This is a genomic window from Kitasatospora sp. HUAS MG31, assembly GCF_040571325.1.
Lineage (GTDB): Bacteria > Actinomycetota > Actinomycetes > Streptomycetales > Streptomycetaceae > Kitasatospora > Kitasatospora camelliae.
Map to the genome: position 1 here is coordinate 1,661,399 of NZ_CP159872.1, position 20,841 is coordinate 1,682,239.

General features: G+C 72.1%; 15 protein-coding genes and 2 rRNA genes. 6 read left to right on the forward strand and 11 right to left on the reverse strand.

Annotated features, from left to right (window positions below):
• The first annotated feature begins 48 nt into the window (after positions 1-48).
• Positions 49-1,038, forward strand: coding sequence for an ArsR/SmtB family transcription factor (locus ABWK59_RS07840; RefSeq protein ID WP_354639065.1), 990 nt, complete (start codon positions 49-51; stop codon positions 1,036-1,038).
• 67 nt (positions 1,039-1,105) lie between these two features.
• On the opposite strand, the gene ABWK59_RS07845 is transcribed toward ABWK59_RS07840, so the two are convergent.
• Positions 1,106-2,371, reverse strand: coding sequence for a geranylgeranyl reductase family protein (locus ABWK59_RS07845; RefSeq protein ID WP_420492745.1), 1,266 nt, complete (start codon positions 2,369-2,371; stop codon positions 1,106-1,108).
• Positions 2,372-2,486: 115 nt separating this feature from the next.
• On the opposite strand from ABWK59_RS07845, the gene ABWK59_RS07850 reads away from it, so the two are divergent.
• Positions 2,487-3,863 (forward strand): dipeptidase, encoded by a 1,377-nt coding sequence (locus ABWK59_RS07850; protein WP_354639067.1) that lies wholly within the window; start codon positions 2,487-2,489, stop codon positions 3,861-3,863.
• 20 nt (positions 3,864-3,883) lie between these two features.
• Here ABWK59_RS07850 and ABWK59_RS07855 read toward each other — a convergent pair whose 3' ends face one another.
• The 8 genes from ABWK59_RS07855 to ABWK59_RS07890 all read right to left on the reverse strand — a co-directional run bounded on the left by ABWK59_RS07855 (position 3,884) and on the right by ABWK59_RS07890 (position 13,736).
• On the reverse strand, positions 3,884-5,389 hold the full coding sequence (locus tag ABWK59_RS07855; RefSeq protein ID WP_354639069.1) for an ABC transporter substrate-binding protein: 1,506 nt from the start codon (positions 5,387-5,389) through the stop codon (positions 3,884-3,886).
• A 22-nt stretch (positions 5,390-5,411) separates the two neighbouring features.
• Positions 5,412-7,409 carry a hypothetical protein gene (locus ABWK59_RS07860; protein WP_354639071.1) on the reverse strand — a complete coding sequence of 666 codons (1,998 nt, stop codon included), beginning with the start codon at positions 7,407-7,409 and terminating at the stop codon, positions 5,412-5,414.
• 108 nt (positions 7,410-7,517) lie between these two features.
• The gene (locus ABWK59_RS07865) at positions 7,518-8,279 is read right to left on the reverse strand and encodes a DUF4184 family protein (protein ID WP_354639073.1); all 762 of its coding nucleotides are present in this window, start codon (positions 8,277-8,279) and stop codon (positions 7,518-7,520) included.
• 103 nt (positions 8,280-8,382) lie between these two features.
• A complete protein-coding gene (locus ABWK59_RS07870; RefSeq protein ID WP_354639075.1) occupies positions 8,383-9,441 on the reverse strand; it encodes an NUDIX hydrolase in 1,059 nt (352 codons plus the stop codon).
• Between the two features lie 157 nt (positions 9,442-9,598).
• Positions 9,599-11,023: an acyl-CoA synthetase gene (locus tag ABWK59_RS07875; RefSeq protein WP_354639077.1), complete on the reverse strand. Its 1,425-nt coding sequence runs from the start codon at positions 11,021-11,023 to the stop codon at positions 9,599-9,601.
• A gap of 118 nt (positions 11,024-11,141) precedes the next feature.
• Positions 11,142-12,104 (reverse strand): electron transfer flavoprotein subunit alpha/FixB family protein, encoded by a 963-nt coding sequence (locus tag ABWK59_RS07880; RefSeq protein WP_354639079.1) that lies wholly within the window; start codon positions 12,102-12,104, stop codon positions 11,142-11,144.
• Positions 12,105-12,148: 44 nt separating this feature from the next.
• Complete coding sequence (locus ABWK59_RS07885; protein ID WP_354639081.1) at positions 12,149-12,934, reverse strand: electron transfer flavoprotein subunit beta/FixA family protein; 786 nt, start codon at positions 12,932-12,934, stop codon at positions 12,149-12,151.
• A 373-nt stretch (positions 12,935-13,307) separates the two neighbouring features.
• Entirely contained in the window at positions 13,308-13,736 is a 429-nt protein-coding gene (locus ABWK59_RS07890) for a thioredoxin family protein (RefSeq protein ID WP_354644858.1), read from the reverse strand.
• 275 nt (positions 13,737-14,011) lie between these two features.
• Here ABWK59_RS07890 and ABWK59_RS07895 point away from each other — a divergent pair, with 275 nt between their 5' ends.
• The 4 genes from ABWK59_RS07895 (at position 14,012) to ABWK59_RS07910 (ending at position 17,220) form a co-directional block, all read left to right on the forward strand.
• On the forward strand, positions 14,012-14,437 hold the full coding sequence (locus tag ABWK59_RS07895) for a DUF4395 domain-containing protein (protein ID WP_354639083.1): 426 nt from the start codon (positions 14,012-14,014) through the stop codon (positions 14,435-14,437).
• A gap of 221 nt (positions 14,438-14,658) precedes the next feature.
• Positions 14,659-15,429 (forward strand): lysophospholipid acyltransferase family protein, encoded by a 771-nt coding sequence (locus tag ABWK59_RS07900; RefSeq protein ID WP_354639085.1) that lies wholly within the window; start codon positions 14,659-14,661, stop codon positions 15,427-15,429.
• A gap of 165 nt (positions 15,430-15,594) precedes the next feature.
• A complete protein-coding gene (locus ABWK59_RS07905; protein WP_354639087.1) occupies positions 15,595-16,089 on the forward strand; it encodes a DinB family protein in 495 nt (164 codons plus the stop codon).
• A gap of 258 nt (positions 16,090-16,347) precedes the next feature.
• The gene (locus ABWK59_RS07910) at positions 16,348-17,220 is read left to right on the forward strand and encodes an alpha/beta fold hydrolase (RefSeq protein ID WP_354644859.1); all 873 of its coding nucleotides are present in this window, start codon (positions 16,348-16,350) and stop codon (positions 17,218-17,220) included.
• A gap of 66 nt (positions 17,221-17,286) precedes the next feature.
• Here the strand turns inward: ABWK59_RS07910 and rrf are convergent.
• Positions 17,287-17,403: ribosomal RNA gene (gene rrf, locus ABWK59_RS07915) — 5S ribosomal RNA — on the reverse strand.
• A gap of 69 nt (positions 17,404-17,472) precedes the next feature.
• Positions 17,473-20,578: ribosomal RNA gene (locus ABWK59_RS07920) — 23S ribosomal RNA — on the reverse strand.
• Positions 20,579-20,841: the final 263 nt, after the last annotated feature.

Sequence of the window (20,841 nt, forward strand, 5' to 3'; positions counted from 1 at the left end):
TACCACCGGTGTGCTGGTATTGATTTAGGCTGGGCCTGAATCCTGGGGGTGGATGTGTACCGGTTCCGGCTGCAACTGGCCGATCTGGCCGCGGCGTCCTTCGCCTGCTCGCCGCTGCACGAGGCGGTGCTGAGCCTGCGGATGTGGACGCATCCGGGGGTGTACGTGCATCAGACCCGCTGGTTCGAGCGGATCCGGCCGGAGTTCGAGCGTCTGGACACGACGCTGCTGACCTCCCTGGTGGCGAGCAACCGGTTCGTCCCCGACTTCCTCACCCCGCGCCCCTCGGGACCGTTCCCGGACGTCCGGTCGGAGCTGGCGGAGGTACGGGCGCTGCCGCCGGAGCTGCTGCGGGTGGAGCTGGAGCGCACCCATCTGCCGCACGACCGGGTGCTCCCGGCCCCGCTGGCGGCGGGGCTGGCCGACCCGGCGGGGCTGCTGGCCCGGATCGCCGACGCCCTGGAGGAGTACTGGGACCGCTGCCTGGGACCGGAGTGGTGGCCGCGGGCCCGGGCCGTGCTGCGGGCGGACATCGTGCACCGCTCCCGGGTGCTCGCCGAGCGCGGGGCGGCGATGCTCTTCGCCGACCTGGACGGCCGCCTGTACTGGGAGGACGGCACGCTGACGATCCGTCGGGACAAGCCGGGCTGGCCCGAGGCGGACATCACGGTGGACGGCCGGGGGCTGGTCTTCGTCCCGACGTTCTTCGCCCGGGGCGCGATCACCTCGATCGACGACGGGCTGCCGCCGATGATCAGCTACCCGGCCCGCGGCCAGGCCACCCTGGCCGACTCGCCGCTGCCGGCGCCGGACTCCCGGGCCATGGTGCAGCTGGTCGGCGGCCCCAAGGCCCGGCTGCTGGCGATGCTCGCCGAACCGGCCTCGACCACCGAGTTGGCGCACCGGCTGGGGGTGACCCCGGGCGCGGTCAGCCAGCACCTGGCGGTGCTCGCGGCCACCCGGCTGGTCACCAGCGCCCGGCACGGCCGGCTGGTCCTGTACGCCCGCAGCCCGCTCGGCGACCGCCTCTGCGAGTGACCCGCCGCGGCGCGCACCCCGTCGACCCGGAGGGGCTCGGGGTGCGCGCCGCGGCGGCGTCGGGGCCTCAGCGTCCCGCGATCGACGCCAGCCGCCGCGCCGCCCGGTGGTCCCGCATGACCTCCGCGAACGTGGTGTGCCCCTGGGTGGCCCGGGCGAACGCCCGCCACGCCGGGTCCACCAGCGCGACCGCCGCGTGGAACAGGTGCGGCCGCTTCTCGAAGGCGCTCAGCATCACCTTCCCGGCCCGCATCTCCACCCCCAGCCCCGCCTTGATCGCGAACGCGTAGTTCAGCGCCTGCCGCCGCACGTCCGCCGCGCCGTTCGCCTCGGCGACCCGCACCGCCCACTCGCCGGCCAGCCGGCCGGACCGCAGCGCGTACGAGATGCCCTCGCGGGTCCACGGCTCCAGCAGGCCGGCCGCGTCGCCGGCGACCAGCACCCGGCCGCGGGAGAGCGGCGAGTCCTCGGCCCGGCAGCGGGTGAGGTGCCCGGACTCGACCAGCGGGGTGAACCCGGACAGGCCGAGCCGGCGGATGTAGTCGGCCAGGTAGGCCTTGGTCCGCTCGCCGTCGCCGCGGGCCGAGATGACGCCGACCGTGAGCGTCCCGGACTCGGTCTTCGGGAACACCCATCCGTACGAGCCGGGCAGCGGGCCCCAGTCCAGGTGGATCGTCCCGGCCCAGTGCCGGGTGACCGACTCGGGGACGGGGATCTCCGCCTCCAGGCCGAGGTCGATCTGGTCGAAGCTGACCCCGACGTGCCGGCCGATCCGGCTGGCGGAGCCGTCCGCGCCGACCACCGCACGGGCCTCGATCCGGCGCCCGTCGGAGGTGGTGACGGACACCGTGCGGCCCCCGGCGCCGTCCGCCGGGCCGCTCCCGCCGGCCTCCGGCTCGGCGATGCCCGTGACGGTGACGCCGCTGGCGAGGACCGCGCCGGCCTGCTCGGCGGCCTGCACCAGGCGCAGGTCGAACTCGTCCCGGTTGACCAGGCCGAACAGCATCCGCTTGGAGCGGCGGGTGCGACTGAACCGGCCGTTGAGCGCGAAGGTGACGTTGTGGATGCGGTCCTGCAGCGGGAGCTTGAACTCCGGGGGCAGGCTGTCGCGGGAGGGGCCGATGATGCCGCCGCCGCAGGTCTTGTAGCGGGGGTGCTCGGCCTTGTCGAGGAGCAGGACCCGGCGCCCCTGCGCGGCGGCGGCGTACGCGGCCGAGGAGCCGGCCGGACCTGCGCCGACCACGACCACGTCCCACACGCCGGCGAGCGGATCGGGCCCGGTGGCCTCGGTGTCGATGGGGTCCTGATCGGGGGAGCTACCGGTGTCAGTCACGGTCGCCCATCCTAATCGGAGCGCCGCGCCGGACGGGCGGGGACGAGGCCGGTCCGGACCGCGTCGCCGCCTATGATCGGACATACCGTTCGAAACCGATCCAACGGAGTGTCTGATGTCCCAACAGATGCCCGAGCGGGCGGCGCGCAGCCTGGCGGAGACGGTGCGGTCGCTGATGCCGCGGGCCCGGGCCGACCTGGCCGAACTGGTCGCCTTCCGCTCGGTGGCCGACCCGCGGCAGTTCCCGGTGGAGGAGTGCCGCGCGGCGGCCCGCTGGGTGGCCGGGGCGTTCACCGCCGAGGGCCTGACGGGGGTGCGGCTGCTGGACACCCCCGACGGCAGCCAGGCGGTGTACGGGGAGCTCCCCGGCCCGCAGGGCGCGCCCACCGTGCTGCTGTACGCCCACCACGACGTCCAGCCGCCGCTGGACGAGGCGGCGTGGCTGAGCCCCCCGTTCGAGCTGACGGAGCGTGACGGGCGCTGGTACGGGCGGGGTGCGGCCGACTGCAAGGGCAACATCCTGATGCACCTGACGGCCCTTCGGGCGCTGCGCACGGTGGACGGCGGTTTCCCGGTCGGGCTGAAGGTGATCGTCGAGGGCTCGGAGGAGCAGGGAACCGGCGGCCTGGAGCGGTACGCGGAGGCCCACCCGGAGCTGCTGGCCGCGGACTGCGTGGTGATCGGGGACACCGGCAACGCGGCGGCGGGCCTGCCGACGGTGACGGCGAGCCTGCGCGGGATGACCGTGGTGGAGGTGTCGATCGCCACCCTGGCCGGGAACCTGCACTCGGGCGGCTTCGGCGGTGCCGCGCCGGACGCCCTGCAGGCGCTGGTCCGGATCCTGGGGACGCTGCACGACGAGCACGGGGACGTGGCGGTGCCCGGGCTGCGCTCCGACCGGGTGTGGCCGGGCGTCCCGTACGAGGAGGAGCGGTTCCGGGCGGACGCGCGGGTGCTGGAGGGGGTGTCGCTGCCCGGGACGGGGACGGTGGCGGACCGGCTGTACGCCCGTCCGGCGATCACCGTGCTGGGCGTCGACGCCCCGCCGGTGGTCGGGGCCACCTCCTCGGTGCAGGCGGGCGCCCGGGCGCTGGTCAGCCTGCGGGTGCCGCCGGGGATGGCGCTCCAGGAGGCGCAGCGGGCGCTGGTGGCGCATCTGCGGGCGGTGGTGCCGTGGGGCGCCCATGCGACGGTGGAGGTGCTGAGCGGCGGCGAGCCGTTCCTGGCGGACACCTCGGGCCCGGCGTACGAGGCGATGGCGGCGGCGATGCGGGAGGCGTTCGGGCGGGACATGGTGGTGGCCGGCGAGGGCGGCTCGATCCCGCTGTGCAACACGCTGGCCCGGCTGTACCCGGAGGCGGAGATCGTGCTGATCGGGGTGGAGGAGCCGGGGACCCGGATCCACGCCGTGAACGAGAGCGTGGATCCGCGCGAGCTGGAGCTGATGGCGCTGACCGAGGCACTGTTCCTGCGCCGGTACGCGGCCGGCTGAACCCGCCGGGGGCGGTCCGCTCATCCGGCCGTGGCCAGCGGGCGGACCACCGCGGTGAAGGCGAACCCGCCGGTGGGCTGCAGCCGGAGCAGGGCCATCGGCTTGTTGCGGACGTTCCCGGAGGGGGTCAGGTCGATCCGTCCGCTGGCGCCCTGGACGCTGTGCTCGCCGGTGCGGGTGAGCAGGCCCTGGAGGGCGAGGGTGGGGTTGACCGGGATGTCGCCGCTGCCGCCGGCCGCGAAGCGGATGCCGAGCACGGCGGTGAGGGTGGCGTCGTAGCCCATCATGGCCTGGCCGTCGAGCAGGTCCCGGGCGGCGGGGAAGCGGCCGGTGAAGGCCTTGCGGAAGGTCTCGAAGCCCTGCCGGTCCGGGGATTCGGCCGCCTCGCCGTCCCACTGGGCGGGGTTGGCGAGGGCGGTGAAGCGGACGTCGAGCCGGCCGCGTTGCAGGGCGTCCAGCATTCGCGGGTCCTGCCGGAGGTTGACCGCGTCGTCGCCGGTGAGGACGGTGAGCGGGCCGTCGCCGAGGCAGGGCCGCTCGGCCATGCTGGTGACGAAGTCGCCCAGGTCGCGGCCACGGCCGGCGAAGTAGACGGCGGCGGGCCGGGCCACGCAGATGTCCTCCTTCATGGCGAGGAAGGCGTTGCCGGTGCCCTGCGGGGTGGAGAGGTAGGTGGCCTGGTGGTCCAGCAGCGGGAGGCCGATGCTGCTCGCGGCCTGGGTGAAGCCCTCGCGGAGCGAGGCGCTGTAGAGGTCGTCCCGGTTGTGGTCGGCGACCACCAGGACGCGCGCGCCGGGCCCGGTCGTGGCCTTGAGGTGGGTGGCGGCGGCCTGGCCCTCGTCGGAGTTGGTGGGCGCGACCCGGAAGAAGCCGGCCTGCCTGCGGTCGGCGAACTCGTCGGCGGTGATGGTGGATCCGACGGTCGGGATGCCCGCGTCCCTCAGCCGGGAGATGGCGCTGTGCACGGTGCTCAGGCTCTGCCCGAACCCGGCGACGGCGACCAGGTGGTCGGGTCCGGTACTGAGGGCGATCAGCCGGTCGGTGACCGTGGCCCACTGCTCGGAGCGGCTGCCGCTGTTGGCCAGCAGCAGCCGGATCTTGGGGTACGTGCCCAGGGTGGGGCCGGAGTTGGCGAGCCGCTGGGCGGTGTGGGCGCCCTGGAGTTCCTCGCGGACGGCGGTGAGGGTGCTGCTGTCGGCGGCGGTCAGGGTCATCGGCAGCAGGAAGGCGATGCTGACGTACCGCCCGCCGGCCTCGGCCTCCCGGTTCTCCGCCCGGATCAGCCCGGAGATCTCGGCCAGTTCGGGGCTGAAGACGTACCCGCCGTCGGTGACGCCGACGCACTCGCGGTGCGGTCCCGCGCGGTGCACGCCGGGGGCGCAGCCGTCGTCGGTGAGCCGCCGGACGGCGAGCACGGCGCCGGCGGCCAGTACGGCGAGGACGAGCAGCGCGGCGGCGGCGCGGCGGGCCCGGCGGACCCGGCGCTGGTGGGGGGACTCGACGGTGTCGATGGTGCCTGTGCTCACGGGTGCTCCTTCCGGGCTCCGGTCACAGCCAGGGGTTCTCGCGGTGGGCGGCGGCGCGTTCGCGCAGCGGGTTGCGGTCGGCGTCGCGGCCGGTGAGCCAGCTCAGTTCCAGGAAGGCCTGCTCCAGGTCACCGGCGAGGGCGGCGTCCGGGTCGGCGAGCGGGTCGGACCGCAGCCAGCCGGCGACCAGCAGCCGGGTGACGGTGGAGGCGAGCGGGCTGTCGGGGGCGGCCCGGGCCACCAGCCGGTCGAACAGCCCGCGGGCGCCGGCGGCGGGTTCGGTCTCGGCGAGCCGGTTGGGTGCGGCGCTGATCCGGTCGTACTCGGCGCACCAGTGCCGCGCGTCCACGGCCCGGAACCGCTCGGTGAGGTGCCGGGCGACGGCCCGGACCCCGCCGAGGGCCAGCGCGTGGTAGTTCTCCTCGCCGGTGTCCGTCGCGCCGTCGCGCAGGGCGCGGTGGGCCGCCTCCCAGCCGTCGCCGTCCCGGGCGAGGCGGCGCAGCAGCAGGGTGCGGACCAGCGGGTGGAGGGCGGCGCCGGCGCCGTCGGTGCGGTGCGAGCCCTCCCGGGGGACGCGGTGCCGGTCGAGCCGGGCGTACTCGATCAGCAGCCCGGGGTGGTCGGCCCAGAGGGCCCCGGTGCCCTCGGCGCGGTCGAGGTCGGTGGCGGCGGCCAGCCGGGGCAGGAGGGCGCGCAGCGGTGCGGGGACGTCGGCGAGGGCGCGGTCCAGGATGCCGCGGAGCGGGGGCGGGAAGCGCGGTTCGGACCCGCCGGGGGTGGCGGCGGGGAGCCGGAAGCGGCGGGAGATCCGCTCCGGCCAGGGGAGTTCGGGCCGGTCCAGGACGGCGGCCTCCAGCAGGGCGTCCACGGCGTCGGGGTGGCCGCCGGTGGCGCGGTGGACGTACCAGCCGAGCCACCGTTCCGGGCTGCGGTAGGGCGGCAGGTCCTGGCCCGCCTCGGCGAGCCAGCGCTCGGAGCGTTCCACCGTCTCCTCCAGGGTCAGGTCCCGGAGCAGGACGGGGTAGTAGGCGCCGGAGGGGCCCTGGTGGAGGTGGGCGAGGGAGCGCCAGTCGGTGGCGGAGGCGATCGGCCGGGCGGGGTCGGCGGTGCGTCCCACGGCACGGACCGCGCGTCCCTCGGGCAGCTCGATCCGGCCGGGGCGGGCGGTGGCGGCGACCAGCAGCGGGGGCGCCGGCGGACCGCCGCCGGTGGCCATCCGGCTGCGGGCGGCGGCGATCAGCGCGAGCAGCTGCCGGCCGGCCTCGGAGTCCGCGTTGTCCAGCAGCAGCACGGTGCCGATGGTGCGGTCGCGCCGGCGGCGGTCGTGGTGGTAGGCGCGGGCGAGGTCCCAGAGCAGGGTCTCGACCAGGATGCTCTCGGCGGCGGCGCGCTCGCCGGGGGTGGCGTGGTACTGGCGGTTGAGCTCCACCACGAAGTCCTGGGCGGTGCGGTGGGAGGCGTTCGGCAGGCCGCGGATGGTCCGGATGCCCTGCACGGTCTCCCAGAGCGAGCGGCTCACCCCGACCAACTGGCCGATCAGTCCGCCGAGTTGCGGGTTGACCAGGCTGACGGTCTGCTCCAGCAGCTGTCTGATCACCTCCTCGCCGGCGCCACCGCCGCGGCCCGTCCCGCGCACCGCGTCCCGAATCTCCCGGTACACCCGGGCCCGGTCGAATCCGTCCGCCCGGGCGCCGGCGGCCAGCAGCGTGGCGCCGAAGGCGTTCAGGTCCAGCACCGGCTGGCTGCCGAACCGCCCGCGCAACTGGAAGGCCAGCCCGCCCAGTTGGCTCACCAGCGGCAGCTCCACCGCACCGGCCGGCGCGGCCAGGTCGGCGTACGCGTGGGGCACCTCGGCCAGCCGCGGCCGCAGCAGCCCCAGCAGCGTGCTCTTCCCGCTGCCCGGCGGGCCGATGAGCAGCAGCACCGGCGGCGGGGTGGCCGTCGGCCACACCAGGAAGTCCCGGACCAGGTCCCGCAGTTGCCAGTCTCTGACGGACAGCTCCGCGCGGGGCGTGGGCACGTGGCTACTCCAGTGCGTCAAGTGACGGGATACGCCGGACGGGTAACCCATGATGCATCAATCGGCGCTGTCCGTAACCGGGTTTGACACAACCGGTAACGGAACCGATCACTTCCGCTGCGCACCCGCCCGACCACCGCGGACGGCCTCCCCCAGCGCGTACGCCGCCGCGCCCAGCACCAGCCCCGCGCCGGCGCCGAAGCACGCCTCGTCCACCCGCCCCCGCCCGGCGTTCCGCCGCCGCAGCCGGTGCACCGCCCCCGCCGCCGCGGCCGCCGCCAGCCCCGCCACCACGGCCCGCCGCCCGGCCCGGCTCACCCCGCTGGGCGCCGCCGCGAGGTCGTACCGGTCCACCGCCCGGCGGGCCAGCACCGCCAGACCCAGCAGCGAGGTCCCGTACTGCAGCACCGTGTACAGCGGCACCCCGCCCACCGGCCGGGCCAGCACCGGGAACGCCCGGACGCCCGCCCTCCCCCGGTGGGTGAACGCGTCCCACCCCACATGTGAGGCCGCCCCCAGCGCCGCCGACACCGCGAACCACCCCGGCCTGCCCGGCTCGGCCCGTCCCCCACCCGCCGCCGGCTCCGGCAGCAACCCGGTCACCGGCCCCCGCAGCAGCCCGCACCACCCGGCCGCCATCACCCCCGCCACCGCCACGTCCACCGTCCCCACGCCCCACCACCGATGCGTCACCCCACCCCACCGGTACACCCCGGGCAGCACCGAATCCGCGAAGTACGGCACATCCGGCGCCATCGCCCCCGCCACCAGCCCCACCCCCACGACCCGCCCCCGCCCCAACACCCCCACCACAGCCACATGACTCAACGTGAACGGCATACCCCCATCCCACCCCACCCCGCCCGCCATCGCACGCCATCGGGCGCCCCATCAGGGGCGCGGGGAACTGCGCGACGTCGGAAGGCCCGGACCCGCACCCGCCAACGGCCGACCCCGCGCCCCTGCTTCGCCGCTACCCCGCCTTCGCCACCCCCCGCGCCGCCGGCCTCCCCGCCTCCAGGTACCTCAGCTCCCCCGACTCCCGTGCGTCCAACGCCGCCGCCAGCCGCCGGTACCGCGTCGCCGGCAGCAGCCCCGCCGCCTCGTCCAGCGTGACGAACCGCCACCCCCGCAGCTCGTCCACCGGCAGCCGCAGCCCGGCCCGCGCCTCCGCCCCGAGCAGCCCCCCGTCGTAGACGAGCCGCAGCCCGCCCCGGCGGGGCCCGGTGCAGGGCTCCCAGTCGACCGCCAGCAGCCGCAGCGCCGGTGCCTCCAGGTGCAGCCCGAGTTCCTCCTCGGCCTCCCGCAGGGCCGCGTCGGTGGGCGCCTCCCCGCGTTCCACGACCCCGCCGGGGAACTCCCACATGGGCTTGTAGACGGGGTCGACCAGCAGCACCCGGTCCTGCTCGTCGAAGAGCAGGACGGCGGCGGCCACGGTGTCGGCGGTGCTGTCGGTGCTGTGGACGATCGGGCAGCGGGCGGCGCCGTCCCGGACGAGTCCGGCGAGGTGTTCGGCGGTCTGCCGGGGGTCGAACCGCGAGGTGTCGACGAGCCGGGCGTCGCGGTCGAGCCACCGTCTGGCGGTGCGGTAGCGGGGCAGGTTCTCCCGGCACCGGGCGCGGACCCGGGCGCTGGCCGCCGGGTCCGCCGGGTACTCCTCGCGGGCCTCGATCCGCTCCCGCAGGATCGTTTCCTCAGGGTCCAGCACGAAGTGGTGGACGGCGAGCCCCCGGGCGGCCAGGGACCCGAAGATCTCGTCCCGGTAGTCCTCGCGCAGCAGCGTCATCGGGACCACCAGCGGTCCGGGCACCTCGGCCAGCAGCGCGGCCGCGACCTCGGGCACCAGCTTGCGCCAGGACGGCAGGTCCTGGAAGTCGGCGACCGGGGCGAGCCGGTCGTCGGGGAGCATCCGACACAGCCCGGAGCCGACCAGCTCCGGGTCGAACAGCATGCTTCCGGGCAGCAACTCCACCAGCTCGCGGCAGGCGCTGGTCTTGCCAGCGCCGAATGCCCCGTTGACCCAGACGATCACATCGTCTCCCTGCCGTCGGCTCGGCCCGGCACGGAGCCGCGCCGGGCGGCGGGAGCCGGCCGTGCGGCCCCCACGCCACCGAAGGTGGTACCCGCGCCGGCCCGGTCCCCATGCCTCGGGCCCGCCCGGTCCCATGCCGCGGGCCCGCCAGGGCCGCTCAGCCCAGGTCGAGGAGCTGCTTCTTCAGCACCTTCCCCAGGGCGTTGCGCGGCAGGTCCTCGACCAGGACGACCCGGCGCGGCCGCTTGTGCGCCGAGAGCCGTTCGGCGACGAACGCCGTCAGCTGCTCGCCGGTGACCGCCCCGCCGTCGGCGACCACGTACGCGACCACGGCCTGCCCGAGGTCCTCGTCGGGGGCGCCGACCACGGCGGCGTCGGCCACCGCCGGGTGGTCGCGCAGGGCGGACTCCACCTCGCCCGCGCCGATCCGGTAGCCGCCGCTCTTGATCAGGTCCACCGAGGCGCGGCCGACGATCCGGTGGAAGCCGTCGGGCCCGATCACGGCCACGTCTCCGGTCCGGAACCAGCCGTCGGCGGTCCAGGACTCGGCGTCGGCTTCCGGCCGGTTCAGGTACCCGGCGAACAGCGTCGGCCCGGCGACCTGCAGCTCGCCGACGGTCTCGCCGTCCTCGGGCAGCGGTCCGCCGTCCTCGCCGACCAGCCGGGTGCGCACCCCGTCCAGCGGCAGGCCGACGCTGCCCGGCCGCCGCTCTCCGTCGGCCCGGGTGCTCACGGTGATCAGGGACTCGGTCATCCCATACCGCTCGATCGGCGACCGGCCGGTGAGGGCGGCCAGCCGCTCGAAGACGGGGACCGGCAGCGGCGCGCTGCCGGAGACCAGCAGCCGGGCGCCGCCGAGCGCCCGCGCGGCGGTCTCGTCGGCCGCGACCCGGGACCACACCGTCGGGACGCCGAAGTACAGGCTGCCCCGCGCGCCGGCGTACGCGCCGGGCGTGGGCCTGCCGGTGTGCACCAGTCGGCTGCCGGTCCGCAGGGCGCCGAGCACGCCCAGCACCAGTCCGTGCACGTGGAACAGCGGGAGGCCGTGCACCAGGGTGTCCTCGGCGGTCCACTGCCAGGCGGCGGCCAGGGCGTCCAGGTCCGCCGCCACGGCGGAGCGGGGGATCACGGCGCCCTTGGGTGCGCCGGTGGTGCCCGAGGTGTAGAGCACGAACGCCGCGCGCTCCGGCGCGGGCTCGGCGAACGCGCCCGAGGAGCGGGCCGTCAGCTCCACCGGCAGCGCCTCGATCCCCTTGGCGGCCTCGCCCGCCCCGGTGTCCTCGCCGGCCGGCACGGCGAGCAGCCGCGCACCGGAGTCGCGCAGGATGTGCGCCCGCTCCTTGGGCCCGGAGTCGGGCGGCAGCGGCACCACCGGGACGCCGGCGAGCAGGCCGCCCACCACGGCGACCACCGTCTCGGCGCAGGGCCGGGCCAGCACGGCCAGCGCCTCGGCGCCGGCGGCCCGTTCCGCCACCGCGCCGGCCGCTCCCAGCAGCCGCTCCCGGGACATCGCCCGTCCGTCGACCACCAGCGCGTCGCCGCGGTCGCCGTATCCGCCCTCAAGTGCCGTCAGCAGTCCCATGGCCCGGACTCTATGTCGAACCGGCCCGCCCGCAGGCGGTCTTCCGGCAGACGCCGCAGGGCGCGGCCCCCGGAATCCGGGAACCGCGCCCTGCGGAACACCCCTACGGGCCGGTGGGTCAGCCCTTGCGGGCCTTGACCTCACCGGTCAGCTGCGGGAGGACGGTGAACAGGTCGCCGACGACGCCGTAGTCGACGAGTTCGAAGATCGGCGCCTCGGGGTCCTTGTTGACCGCGACGATGGTCTTCGAGGTCTGCATACCGGCCCGGTGCTGGATCGCACCCGAGATGCCCGCCGCGATGTACAGCTGCGGCGACACCTGCTTGCCGGTCTGACCCACCTGGTTGGTGTGCGGGTACCAGCCCGCGTCCACCGCGGCCCGCGAGGCACCCACGGCCGCACCCAGCGCGTCCGCCAGCTCCTCGACCACGCCGAAGCCCTCCGCCGCACCCACACCACGGCCACCCGAGACCACGATCGCGGCCTCGGTCAGCTCCGGACGACCCGAGGACACCCGCGCCGTCCGCGAGGTCACCGCCGCCGCGTTCCCGGTGAACTCCACCGACACCGACTCCACCGCACCCCCGGCCGGAGCCGCCTGAGGCGCCACCGCGTTCGGCTTCACCGTGATCACCGCCGCACCCCGGGTGACCGTCGACTTCACCTGGAACGACGCCGCGAACACCGACTGCGTCGCCACCGGACCCGACACACCGGCCTCCAGGTCCACCGCATCGGTGATGATGCCCGACCCCAGGCGCAGCGCCACGCGGGCGGCGACCTCCTTGCCCTCGCCGGAGGAGGTGACCAGGACCGCGGCCGCGTCGTTGGCCCGGGCGATCTGGGTGAGGGCGTCGACCTTCGGGACCACCAGCTGGTCGGTGAACTCGGTGCCGTCCGCGACGTACACCTTCTCGGCGCCGAACTCGGCGGCCTTCGCCGCGATCTCGGTGGCCTTGTCGCCGGCGCCGAGCACCACCGCGGAGGGGGTGCCGATCCGGCGGGCCAGGGTCAGCAGTTCGAGGGCCGGCTTGCGGACCACACCGTCGGCGTGGTCCACGAGAACCAGGATCTCAGCCATGATTCGTTGCTCCTGATCGATCGTGAAAAGCGCTGACAGCGGTCTCAGATGAACTTCTGCTCGGCGAGGAACGCGGCGAGCGCCTTGCCGCCCTCGCCCTCGTCCTTGACGATCGTGCCCGCGGTGCGGGCCGGGCGGGCCGCGATGTCCTCGACCTTGGTCCAGGCGCCGGCCAGGCCGACCTCGTCCGCCTCGATGCCCAGGTCGTCCAGGTCCAGCGACTGGACCGGCTTCTTCTTCGCCGCCATGATGCCCTTGAACGACGGGTAGCGGGCCTCACCCGACTGGTCGGTCACCGACACCACCGCCGGCAGCGCGGCCTCGACCAGCTCGGTCGCCGCGTCGCCGTCCCGACGGCCCTTGACCACGCCACCCTCGACCGCCACCTCGGACAGCAGCGTCGCCTGCGGCACACCCAGACGCTCCGCCAGCAGCGCCGGCAGCACACCCATCGTGCCGTCCGTCGACGCCATACCGCACACCACCAGGTCGAAACCGACCTTCTCCAGCGCCTTCGCCACGACCGCCGAGGTCCCCAGCACGTCCGAGCCGTGGATGTCGTCGTCGTTCACGTGCACGGCCTTGTCCGCACCCATCGACAGCGCCTTGCGCAGCGCGTCCTTCGCATCGTCCGGACCCACCGTCAGCACCGTCACCTCGGCGTCCCCCGACGCCTCCGCGATCCTCAGCGCCTGCTCCACGCCGTACTCGTCCAGCTCCGACAGAAGGCCGTCCACGCCCTCCCGGTCGGTGGTGGTGTCGTCCGCGAAGCGACGGTCACCGGTCGCGTCGGGCACGTACTTCACACAGACAACGATCCTCAAGCTCACGGCCTGTCTCCTGTAACTGGTCTCGTCCGGCGGCTGCGGCTGTGCACTGGGTGGCACACGCACCAGGCCCCTGCGGGCGGCGTGCGCCGGTGCCCTTCCGGAACTTCCTCGCAGTCTACTCGCGAGTAGCTTAGCCGTCACTACTGGCCAGTAGCTTAGCGCCGCGGAGCCCCGGCCGAGCGCCCCGAACCCTCCGGAACCGGTGCTGCGGACGGCCCGGCGACCAGGGGAACGGAACGGCTGCACTGCCGTCTGCGCCCATCCTGCCCCAGGTCGGGCCGCGCACCCCCTGACTGGGCGGCAGATCCGCTGTGAGATTCGCCGGTCTTGACAACCGAGGCGCTCTTGACAGCCCCGCTGACCGCCTCCGCGATCACGATGCGGGCGCCCCGACCGCCTCGCCGAGCGCGGCGATCACGTCCACCCGGCGCGGCTGCCCGGCGGCCCGGCGGACCACCCGGCCGTCCGCGTCCAGCACCAGCACGGTGGGGGTCCGCAGCACCTCCAGCCGGCGTACCAGGTCGAGGGCCGCCTCCGCGTCGATCTCCACGTGCGCCACGCCGTCGACCATCCCGGCCACCTCGGCCAGCACCCGGCGGGTCGCCCGGCAGGGCTGGCAGAAGGCGGTGGAGAACTGCACCAGCGTGGCCCGCGCGCCGAGCTCCGTCCCGAGGTCCTCCGCCGACAGCAACACCGCCCCGTCCTTCCCGCGCACCCGCAGCCTCCCGTCCCGCAGGGCGCGCACCGCTCCGAAGGCGCCCGCCACCGCGAGCACCACCGCGCACACCACCAACCCGGTCACCGCACCAGTCTGCGCCATCGCCTCCCCGCACCGGCCACCCGCCCGCGTCCCCGGGGCCGTCCCACGCCTCGTCCACACCCCCGCCGCCCGGCCCGGGCCCCGGTAGCATCGCGGCCGTGGACCCCCTGCTCCGTCGGCTGCCGCTGCTGACCACCCGCCGCGTGGTCGACCTCTGCCGCGCCACGGCCGGACGCTGTCGCTGACCCGCGCCCCGCCCGTCAGCCGCCGTACCCCACCGGCCCCGCCCCCGGGGCCCGGAATCCGGAGCCCGTCCCATGCAGATCGACCCGCGCGGCGCGCGTTTCGCCGCCGTCCTCACCAGCCTGGTCCTCGCCGCCGCCCTGATCACCGGCAGCGCCGTGCTGCTGGCCGCCCAGGCCGCCGCCTTCGCGGTCGCCGCCTTCGCCGGTCCGCAGCACTCCCCGTACGGCCTGCTGTTCGGCACCCTGGTCCGGCCCCGGATCGGGCCGCCCCGCGAGCTGGAGGACGCCCGTCCGGCCAGGTTCGCCCAGGCCGTCGGTCTGGCCTTCGCCGTGCTCGGCACGGTCGGCTCGCCGGCCGGCGCGGAGTGGCTCTTCCTCACCGCCACCGGTTTCGCGCTGGGTGCCGCCTTCCTCAACGCGGCGTTCGGCTACTGCCTGGGCTGCGAGCTGTACCTGCTCGCGCACCGGGGCCGCGCCCGCCTCGGCGCCCGCGCCTGAGCGAGGGCGGCCCCGGTGAGTTCCCGCCCGGCGCGTGACGAAGAACTCGGCCCGCGATCCCGGACACCGGGCGGCCCGGCGTGACAGACCGTGGTCGTTCGGGGGATCATCTCGGTGCAACCCCGTGGCGGCCGCGGTGTGCCGCGCCCCCGGTCGGCCCCCAGGCGAGCCCCGGGCACCATCCGACCGGGCACACAGGCCCGTGGGAAGTAGGGCTGACCGTGGCAGAGTTCGTGTACCCGCCGGTGATCCGCGCGGCGCTCACCGCATTCCGCGCGCTGGATCTGCGGATCGACATCGTCGGCGCCGAGAACATCCCCGCCACCGGTGGCGCGGTCCTGGTCAGCAACCACATCAGCTACCTCGACTTCCTCTTCGCCGGGCTGGGCGCCTACCGGGGCGGCAAGCGCAAGACCCGGTTCATGGCCAAGGACGACGTCTTCAAGCACCCGGTCTCCGGCCCGCTGATGCGCGGCATGAAGCACATCGCCGTGGACCGCACCGACGGCCAGCCCGCGTACGAGGCCGCCGTGAAGGCGCTGCGCGAGGGCGAGGTGGTCGGCGTCTTCCCCGAGGCCACCATCAGCCGCTCCTTCATGCTGAAGAAGTTCAAGACCGGCGCCGCCCGGATGGCCGCGGACGCCGGGGCCCCGCTGCTGCCGGTGATCCTCTGGGGCACCCAGCAGCTGTGGACCAAGGGCCGTCCCAAGACCCTCACCAAGCGCCACGTCCCGGTCACCATCATGATCGGCGAGCCGATCGAGCTCACCGCCCAGGACAAGCCGGTCATGGTCACCCGCCGTCTGCGGGCCGCGATGTCCGAGATGCTGGACCGCGCCCAGCGCGATTACCCGGCCAAGCCGTCCGGCCCCGAGGACAGCTGGTGGCTCCCCTCCCACCTGGGCGGCACCGCCCCCACCCTGGAGGCCGCCGAGGCCCTGGACGAGGCCGAGGCCGCCGCCAAGGCCGAGCGCCGCGCCGGCCAGGCCTGAGCGGCCGAGGCGTCCCGACCAGCGCCCGCTCGGCTCCGGCCGGGCGGGCGCTCGTCCGTCGGCGCGTCGTCGCCCGTCGTCGGCGGGGGCGGGGGCAGGGGGCAGGGGGCAGGGGGGCGGAAATCCCTACTGTCCGATCGTCAGGATCCGGATAGATTCGGCGCCATGACGACCCTTCCGTTCCCCGTCGGCACCGAACGGGACGCCCTGATCGGTTTCCTCGGCCGGCAGCGCGAGGCGCTGATCCGCAAGCTCGACGGCCTCTCCGAGGCGGACCTGCGCAAGGCCCCCACCGACAGTTCCCTCACCCTGCTCGGCCTGCTGAAGCACAACGCGCTGTGGGAGCGCCGCTGGTTCCAGATCATCGCCGCCGGCCGCACCTTCCCCGGCGAGTGGCCCGAGACCGAGCTGGACACCGACGAGGACTTCCGGCTGACCGACGAGGACACCCTCGCCCACTGGCTCGAGTACTACCGGGCACAGATCGCCGCCACCGAGGGCGTCCTCGCCGACACCGACCTCGACGCCCCCTGCGCCCTCGCCGGACACACCCACCGCAACCTGCGCTGGGTGGCCCTCCACATGATCGAGGAGATCGCCCGCCACGCCGGGCACGCCGACATCATCCGGGAGACCCTCGACGGCGCCCGCGGGATGTGACCCGCGACCCCGGGCGGCCCCGCTCGCCCGGGGTTCACTCGCCCGGATTCCACTCGCCCGGATTCCACTCGCCCCGGGTCCGCTTCCCTGGTTCCGCCGAGCCGGCACCGCAACGGCCGTCCCTGGGATAGACCTGACGGAGCGACATCAACCCGTCCACCTCCCCGAGGGAGCGTCCATGCCCGGGATATCCCACCGCACGGTCCGATCGGCGAGCGGCGCATCGCCGAGGCCGGCCGAGGGCCGCTGGTCCTGCTGCTGCACGGCTTCCCCGAGAGCTGGTACTCCTGGCGGCACCAGCTCACCGCCCTCGCCGACGCCGGCTACCACGCCGTCGCCCCCGACCAGCGCGGCTACGGCGGCACCGGTGGCCCGGAGGCCGTCGACCAGTACAGCATCCTCCACCTCGCCGGCGACGCCCTCGGCCTGATCCCGGCCCTCGACGCCGGGACCGCCGTCGTGGTCGGCCACGACTGGGGGTCGCCGGTCGCCTGGCACTGCGCGTTGCTCCGCCCCGACCTCGTCCGCGGCGTGGTCGGCCTCTCCGTCCCGCCGTACCAGCGCTCGGACCGGCCCACTCTCACTGCCCTGCGCGACCACCTCGGCGACGCCCACTACATGGTCTACTTCCAGCAGCACGGCATCCCCGAGGCCGAGCTCGGCCGCGACCTCCCCACCACCTTCCGGCTGCTGCTCGCCGGCAGGTCCGCGCTCGGGCCGTCCGGTCTGCCGCTGCTCCCCGAGGGCGGCGGTTTCCTCGACCTCTTCAAGGAGCGGCCGCAGCTCCCCGCCTGGATCACCGAGGAGGACATCGCCTTCTTCGCCGCCGAGTTCCGGGCCGGCGGCTTCACCCGCCCGCTCCACTGGTACCGCAACCTCGACCGCAACTGGGAACTGACCGCCCCCTGGCACCGGGCCCGCATCGAGCCCCCGGCCCTGCTGATCGCCGGCGAGAAGGACATGGTCGTCTCCACGCCCGCCGCCCGCGAAGGCATCGACGGGCTGCGCTCCTTCGTCCCCGCCCTGGACGAGGTGCTCTGGCTCCCCGACTGCGGCCACTGGACCCAGCAGGAACGCCCGGACGAGGTGAACCGCGCCCTGGTCCGCTTCCTCCAACGCCTCGCCGACTGACCCGGAAAAGGGCCCGGAAATGCGAAAAGGGCCCCGCACGAATGCGGGGCCCTTCCCTGAATGATTGTTCGGCGGCGTCCTACTCTCCCACAGGGTCCCCCCTGCAGTACCATCGGCGCTGTGAGGCTTAGCTTCCGGGTTCGGAATGTAACCGGGCGTTTCCCTCACGCTATGACCACCGAAACACTATGAAACTATCCGCCGGCAAGACGGGTCGTGGTTTCAGAACCAACACAGTGGACGCGAGCAACTGAGGACAAGCCCTCGGCCTATTAGTACCGGTCAACTCCACCCCTCACAGGGCTTCCATATCCGGCCTATCAACCCAGTCGTCTACTGGGAGCCTTACCCTCTCAAGGAGGTGGGAGTGCTCATCTCGAAGCAGGCTTCCCGCTTAGATGCTTTCAGCGGTTATCCCTCCCGAACGTAGCCAACCAGCCATGCCCTTGGCAGGACAACTGGCACACCAGAGGTTCGTCCGTCCCGGTCCTCTCGTACTAGGGACAGCCCTTCTCAACACTCCTACGCGCACAGCGGATAGGGACCGAACTGTCTCACGACGTTCTAAACCCAGCTCGCGTACCGCTTTAATGGGCGAACAGCCCAACCCTTGGGACCTACTCCAGCCCCAGGATGCGACGAGCCGACATCGAGGTGCCAAACCATCCCGTCGATATGGACTCTTGGGGAAGATCAGCCTGTTATCCCCGGGGTACCTTTTATCCGTTGAGCGACGGCGCTTCCACAAGCCACCGCCGGATCACTAGTCCCTACTTTCGTACCTGCTCGACCCGTCAGTCTCACAGTCAAGCTCCCTTGTGCACTTACACTCAACACCTGATTGCCAACCAGGCTGAGGGAACCTTTGGGCGCCTCCGTTACCCTTTGGGAGGCAACCGCCCCAGTTAAACTACCCACCAGACACTGTCCCTGATCCGGATCACGGACCCAGGTTAGACATCCAGCACGACCAGAGTGGTATTTCAACGTCGACTCCACAACAACTGGCGTTGCCGCTTCAAAGTCTCCCACCTATCCTACACAAGCCGAACCGAACACCAATATCAAGCTATAGTAAAGGTCCCGGGGTCTTTCCGTCCTGCTGCGCGAAACGAGCATCTTTACTCGTAATGCAATTTCACCGGGCCTGTGGTTGAGACAGTCGAGAAGTCGTTACGCCATTCGTGCAGGTCGGAACTTACCCGACAAGGAATTTCGCTACCTTAGGATGGTTATAGTTACCACCGCCGTTTACTGGCGCTTAAGTTCTCAGCTTCGCCTAGCCGAAACTAGACTAACCGGTCCCCTTAACGTTCCAGCACCGGGCAGGCGTCAGTCCGTATACATCGCCTTACGGCTTCGCACGGACCTGTGTTTTTAGTAAACAGTCGCTTCTCGCTGGTCTCTGCGGCCACCCCCAGCTCGGAGTGCAAGACTCGTCACCAGGAATGGCCCCCCTTCTCCCGAAGTTACGGGGGCATTTTGCCGAGTTCCTTAACCACAGTTCACCCGAACGCCTCGGTATTCTCTACCTGACCACCTGAGTCGGTTTAGGGTACGGGCCGCCATGAAACTCGCTAGAGGCTTTTCTCGACAGCATAGGATCATCCACTTCACCACAATCGGCTCGGCATCAGGTCTCAGCCTCAATGAGTGACGGATTTGCCTATCACTCGGCCTACACCCTTACCCCGGGACTACCACCGCCCGGGCTGGACTACCTTCCTGCGTCACCCCATCGCTCACCTACTACCACCTTGGTTCAGCGGCTCCACCACTCCCCATTGCCCGAAGGCTCCGGGGCGGCTTCACGGCCTTAGCATCAGAGGGTTCAACGTTGGCGCTTCAAAGCGGGTACGGGAATATCAACCCGTTGTCCATCGACTACGCCTGTCGGCCTCGCCTTAGGTCCCGACTTACCCTGGGCAGATCAGCTTGACCCAGGAACCCTTGGTCAATCGGCGCAAGAGTTTCCCACTCTTGTATCGCTACTCATGCCTGCATTCTCACTCGTGAACCGTCCACAACTCGATTCCTCGGCTGCTTCACCCGGCACACGACGCTCCCCTACCCATCCACACAGCCGTTGGGCCTACACGTGTGAATGACACGACTTCGGTGGTGTACTTGAGCCCCGCTACATTGTCGGCGCGGAATCACTTGACCAGTGAGCTATTACGCACTCTTTCAAGGGTGGCTGCTTCTAAGCCAACCTCCTGGTTGTCTCTGCGACTCCACATCCTTTCCCACTTAGCACACGCTTAGGACCTTAGTCGGTGTTCTGGGCTGTTTCCCTCTCGACCATGGAGCTTATCCCCCACAGTCTCACTGCCGTGCTCTCACTTACCGGCATTCGGAGTTTGGCTAAGGTCAGTAACCCGGTGAGGCCCATCGCCTATCCAGTGCTCTACCTCCGGCAAGAAACACACGACGCTGCACCTAAATGCATTTCGGGGAGAACCAGCTATCACGGAGTTTGATTGGCCTTTCACCCCTAACCACAGGTCATCCCCCAGGTTTTCAACCCTGGTGGGTTCGGTCCTCCACACGGTCTTACCCGCGCTTCAACCTGCCCATGGCTAGATCACTCCGCTTCGGGTCTTGGGCGTGCAACTCAATCGCCCTATTCGGACTCGCTTTCGCTACGGCTACCCCACACGGGTTAACCTCGCTACACACCGCAAACTCGCAGGCTCATTCTTCAAAAGGCACGCAGTCACAGTCCGAAGACTGCCCCCACGGCTTGTAGGCACACGGTTTCAGGTACTATTTCACTCCGCTCCCGCGGTACTTTTCACCATTCCCTCACGGTACTATCCGCTATCGGTCACCAGGGAATATTTAGGCTTAGCGGGTGGTCCCGCCAGATTCACACGGGATTTCTCGGGCCCCGTGCTACTTGGGAGATGAGCAAGCAAGCCGCTGATGTTTCGTCTACGGGGGTCTTACCCTCTACGCCGGACCTTTCGCATGTCCTTCGACTACACCAACGGTTTCTGACTCGCCGACCGGCCGGCAGACCGATCAAGCTCATTCCCACGACCCCCAAGCGGCAACCCCTGCCGGGTCTCACACCACTTGGGTTTAGCCTCATCCGGTTTCGCTCGCCACTACTCCCGGAATCACGGTTGTTTTCTCTTCCTGCGGGTACTGAGATGTTTCACTTCCCCGCGTTCCCTCCACACTGCCTATGTGTTCAGCAGCGGGTGACAGCCCATGACGACTGCCGGGTTTCCCCATTCGGACACCCCCGGATCAAAGCTCGGTTGACAGCTCCCCGGGGCCTATCGCGGCCTCCCACGTCCTTCATCGGTTCCTGGTGCCAAGGCATCCACCGTGCGCCCTTAAAAACTTGGCCACAGATGCTCGCGTCCACTGTGCAGTTCTCAAACAACGACCAGACACCCACCCTCAGACGCGACAAGCACGCCCTCAAGTGGAGCCGGCAACTCTGAAGCAACAACCTTGATGGCCGTTCCTTCAGGACCCAACAGCGTGCCCGACACACCCGGCGGCATCATGTGCGTTCCACGCTCCGAAGAGCAGTACTAGCAAGACCCGTACCGTGTGTGCCGAATAGTCAACGTTCCACCCATGAGCAACCGTGCGAGACATTCGCTC

Excerpts from the sequence above, each read along its gene's own strand:
- ABWK59_RS07880 (WP_354639079.1), bottom strand. The coding sequence starts at position 12,104 with ATGGCTGAGATCCTGGTTCTCGTGGACCACGCCGACGGTGTGGTCCGC.
- ABWK59_RS07875 (WP_354639077.1), bottom strand. The coding sequence starts at position 11,023 with ATGGGACTGCTGACGGCACTTGAGGGCGGATACGGCGACCGCGGCGAC.
- ABWK59_RS07865 (WP_354639073.1), bottom strand. The coding sequence starts at position 8,279 with ATGGCGGGCGGGGTGGGGTGGGATGGGGGTATGCCGTTCACGTTGAGT.
- ABWK59_RS07850 (WP_354639067.1), top strand. The coding sequence starts at position 2,487 with ATGTCCCAACAGATGCCCGAGCGGGCGGCGCGCAGCCTGGCGGAGACG.
- ABWK59_RS07895 (WP_354639083.1), top strand. The coding sequence starts at position 14,012 with ATGCAGATCGACCCGCGCGGCGCGCGTTTCGCCGCCGTCCTCACCAGC.
- ABWK59_RS07905 (WP_354639087.1), top strand. The coding sequence starts at position 15,595 with ATGACGACCCTTCCGTTCCCCGTCGGCACCGAACGGGACGCCCTGATC.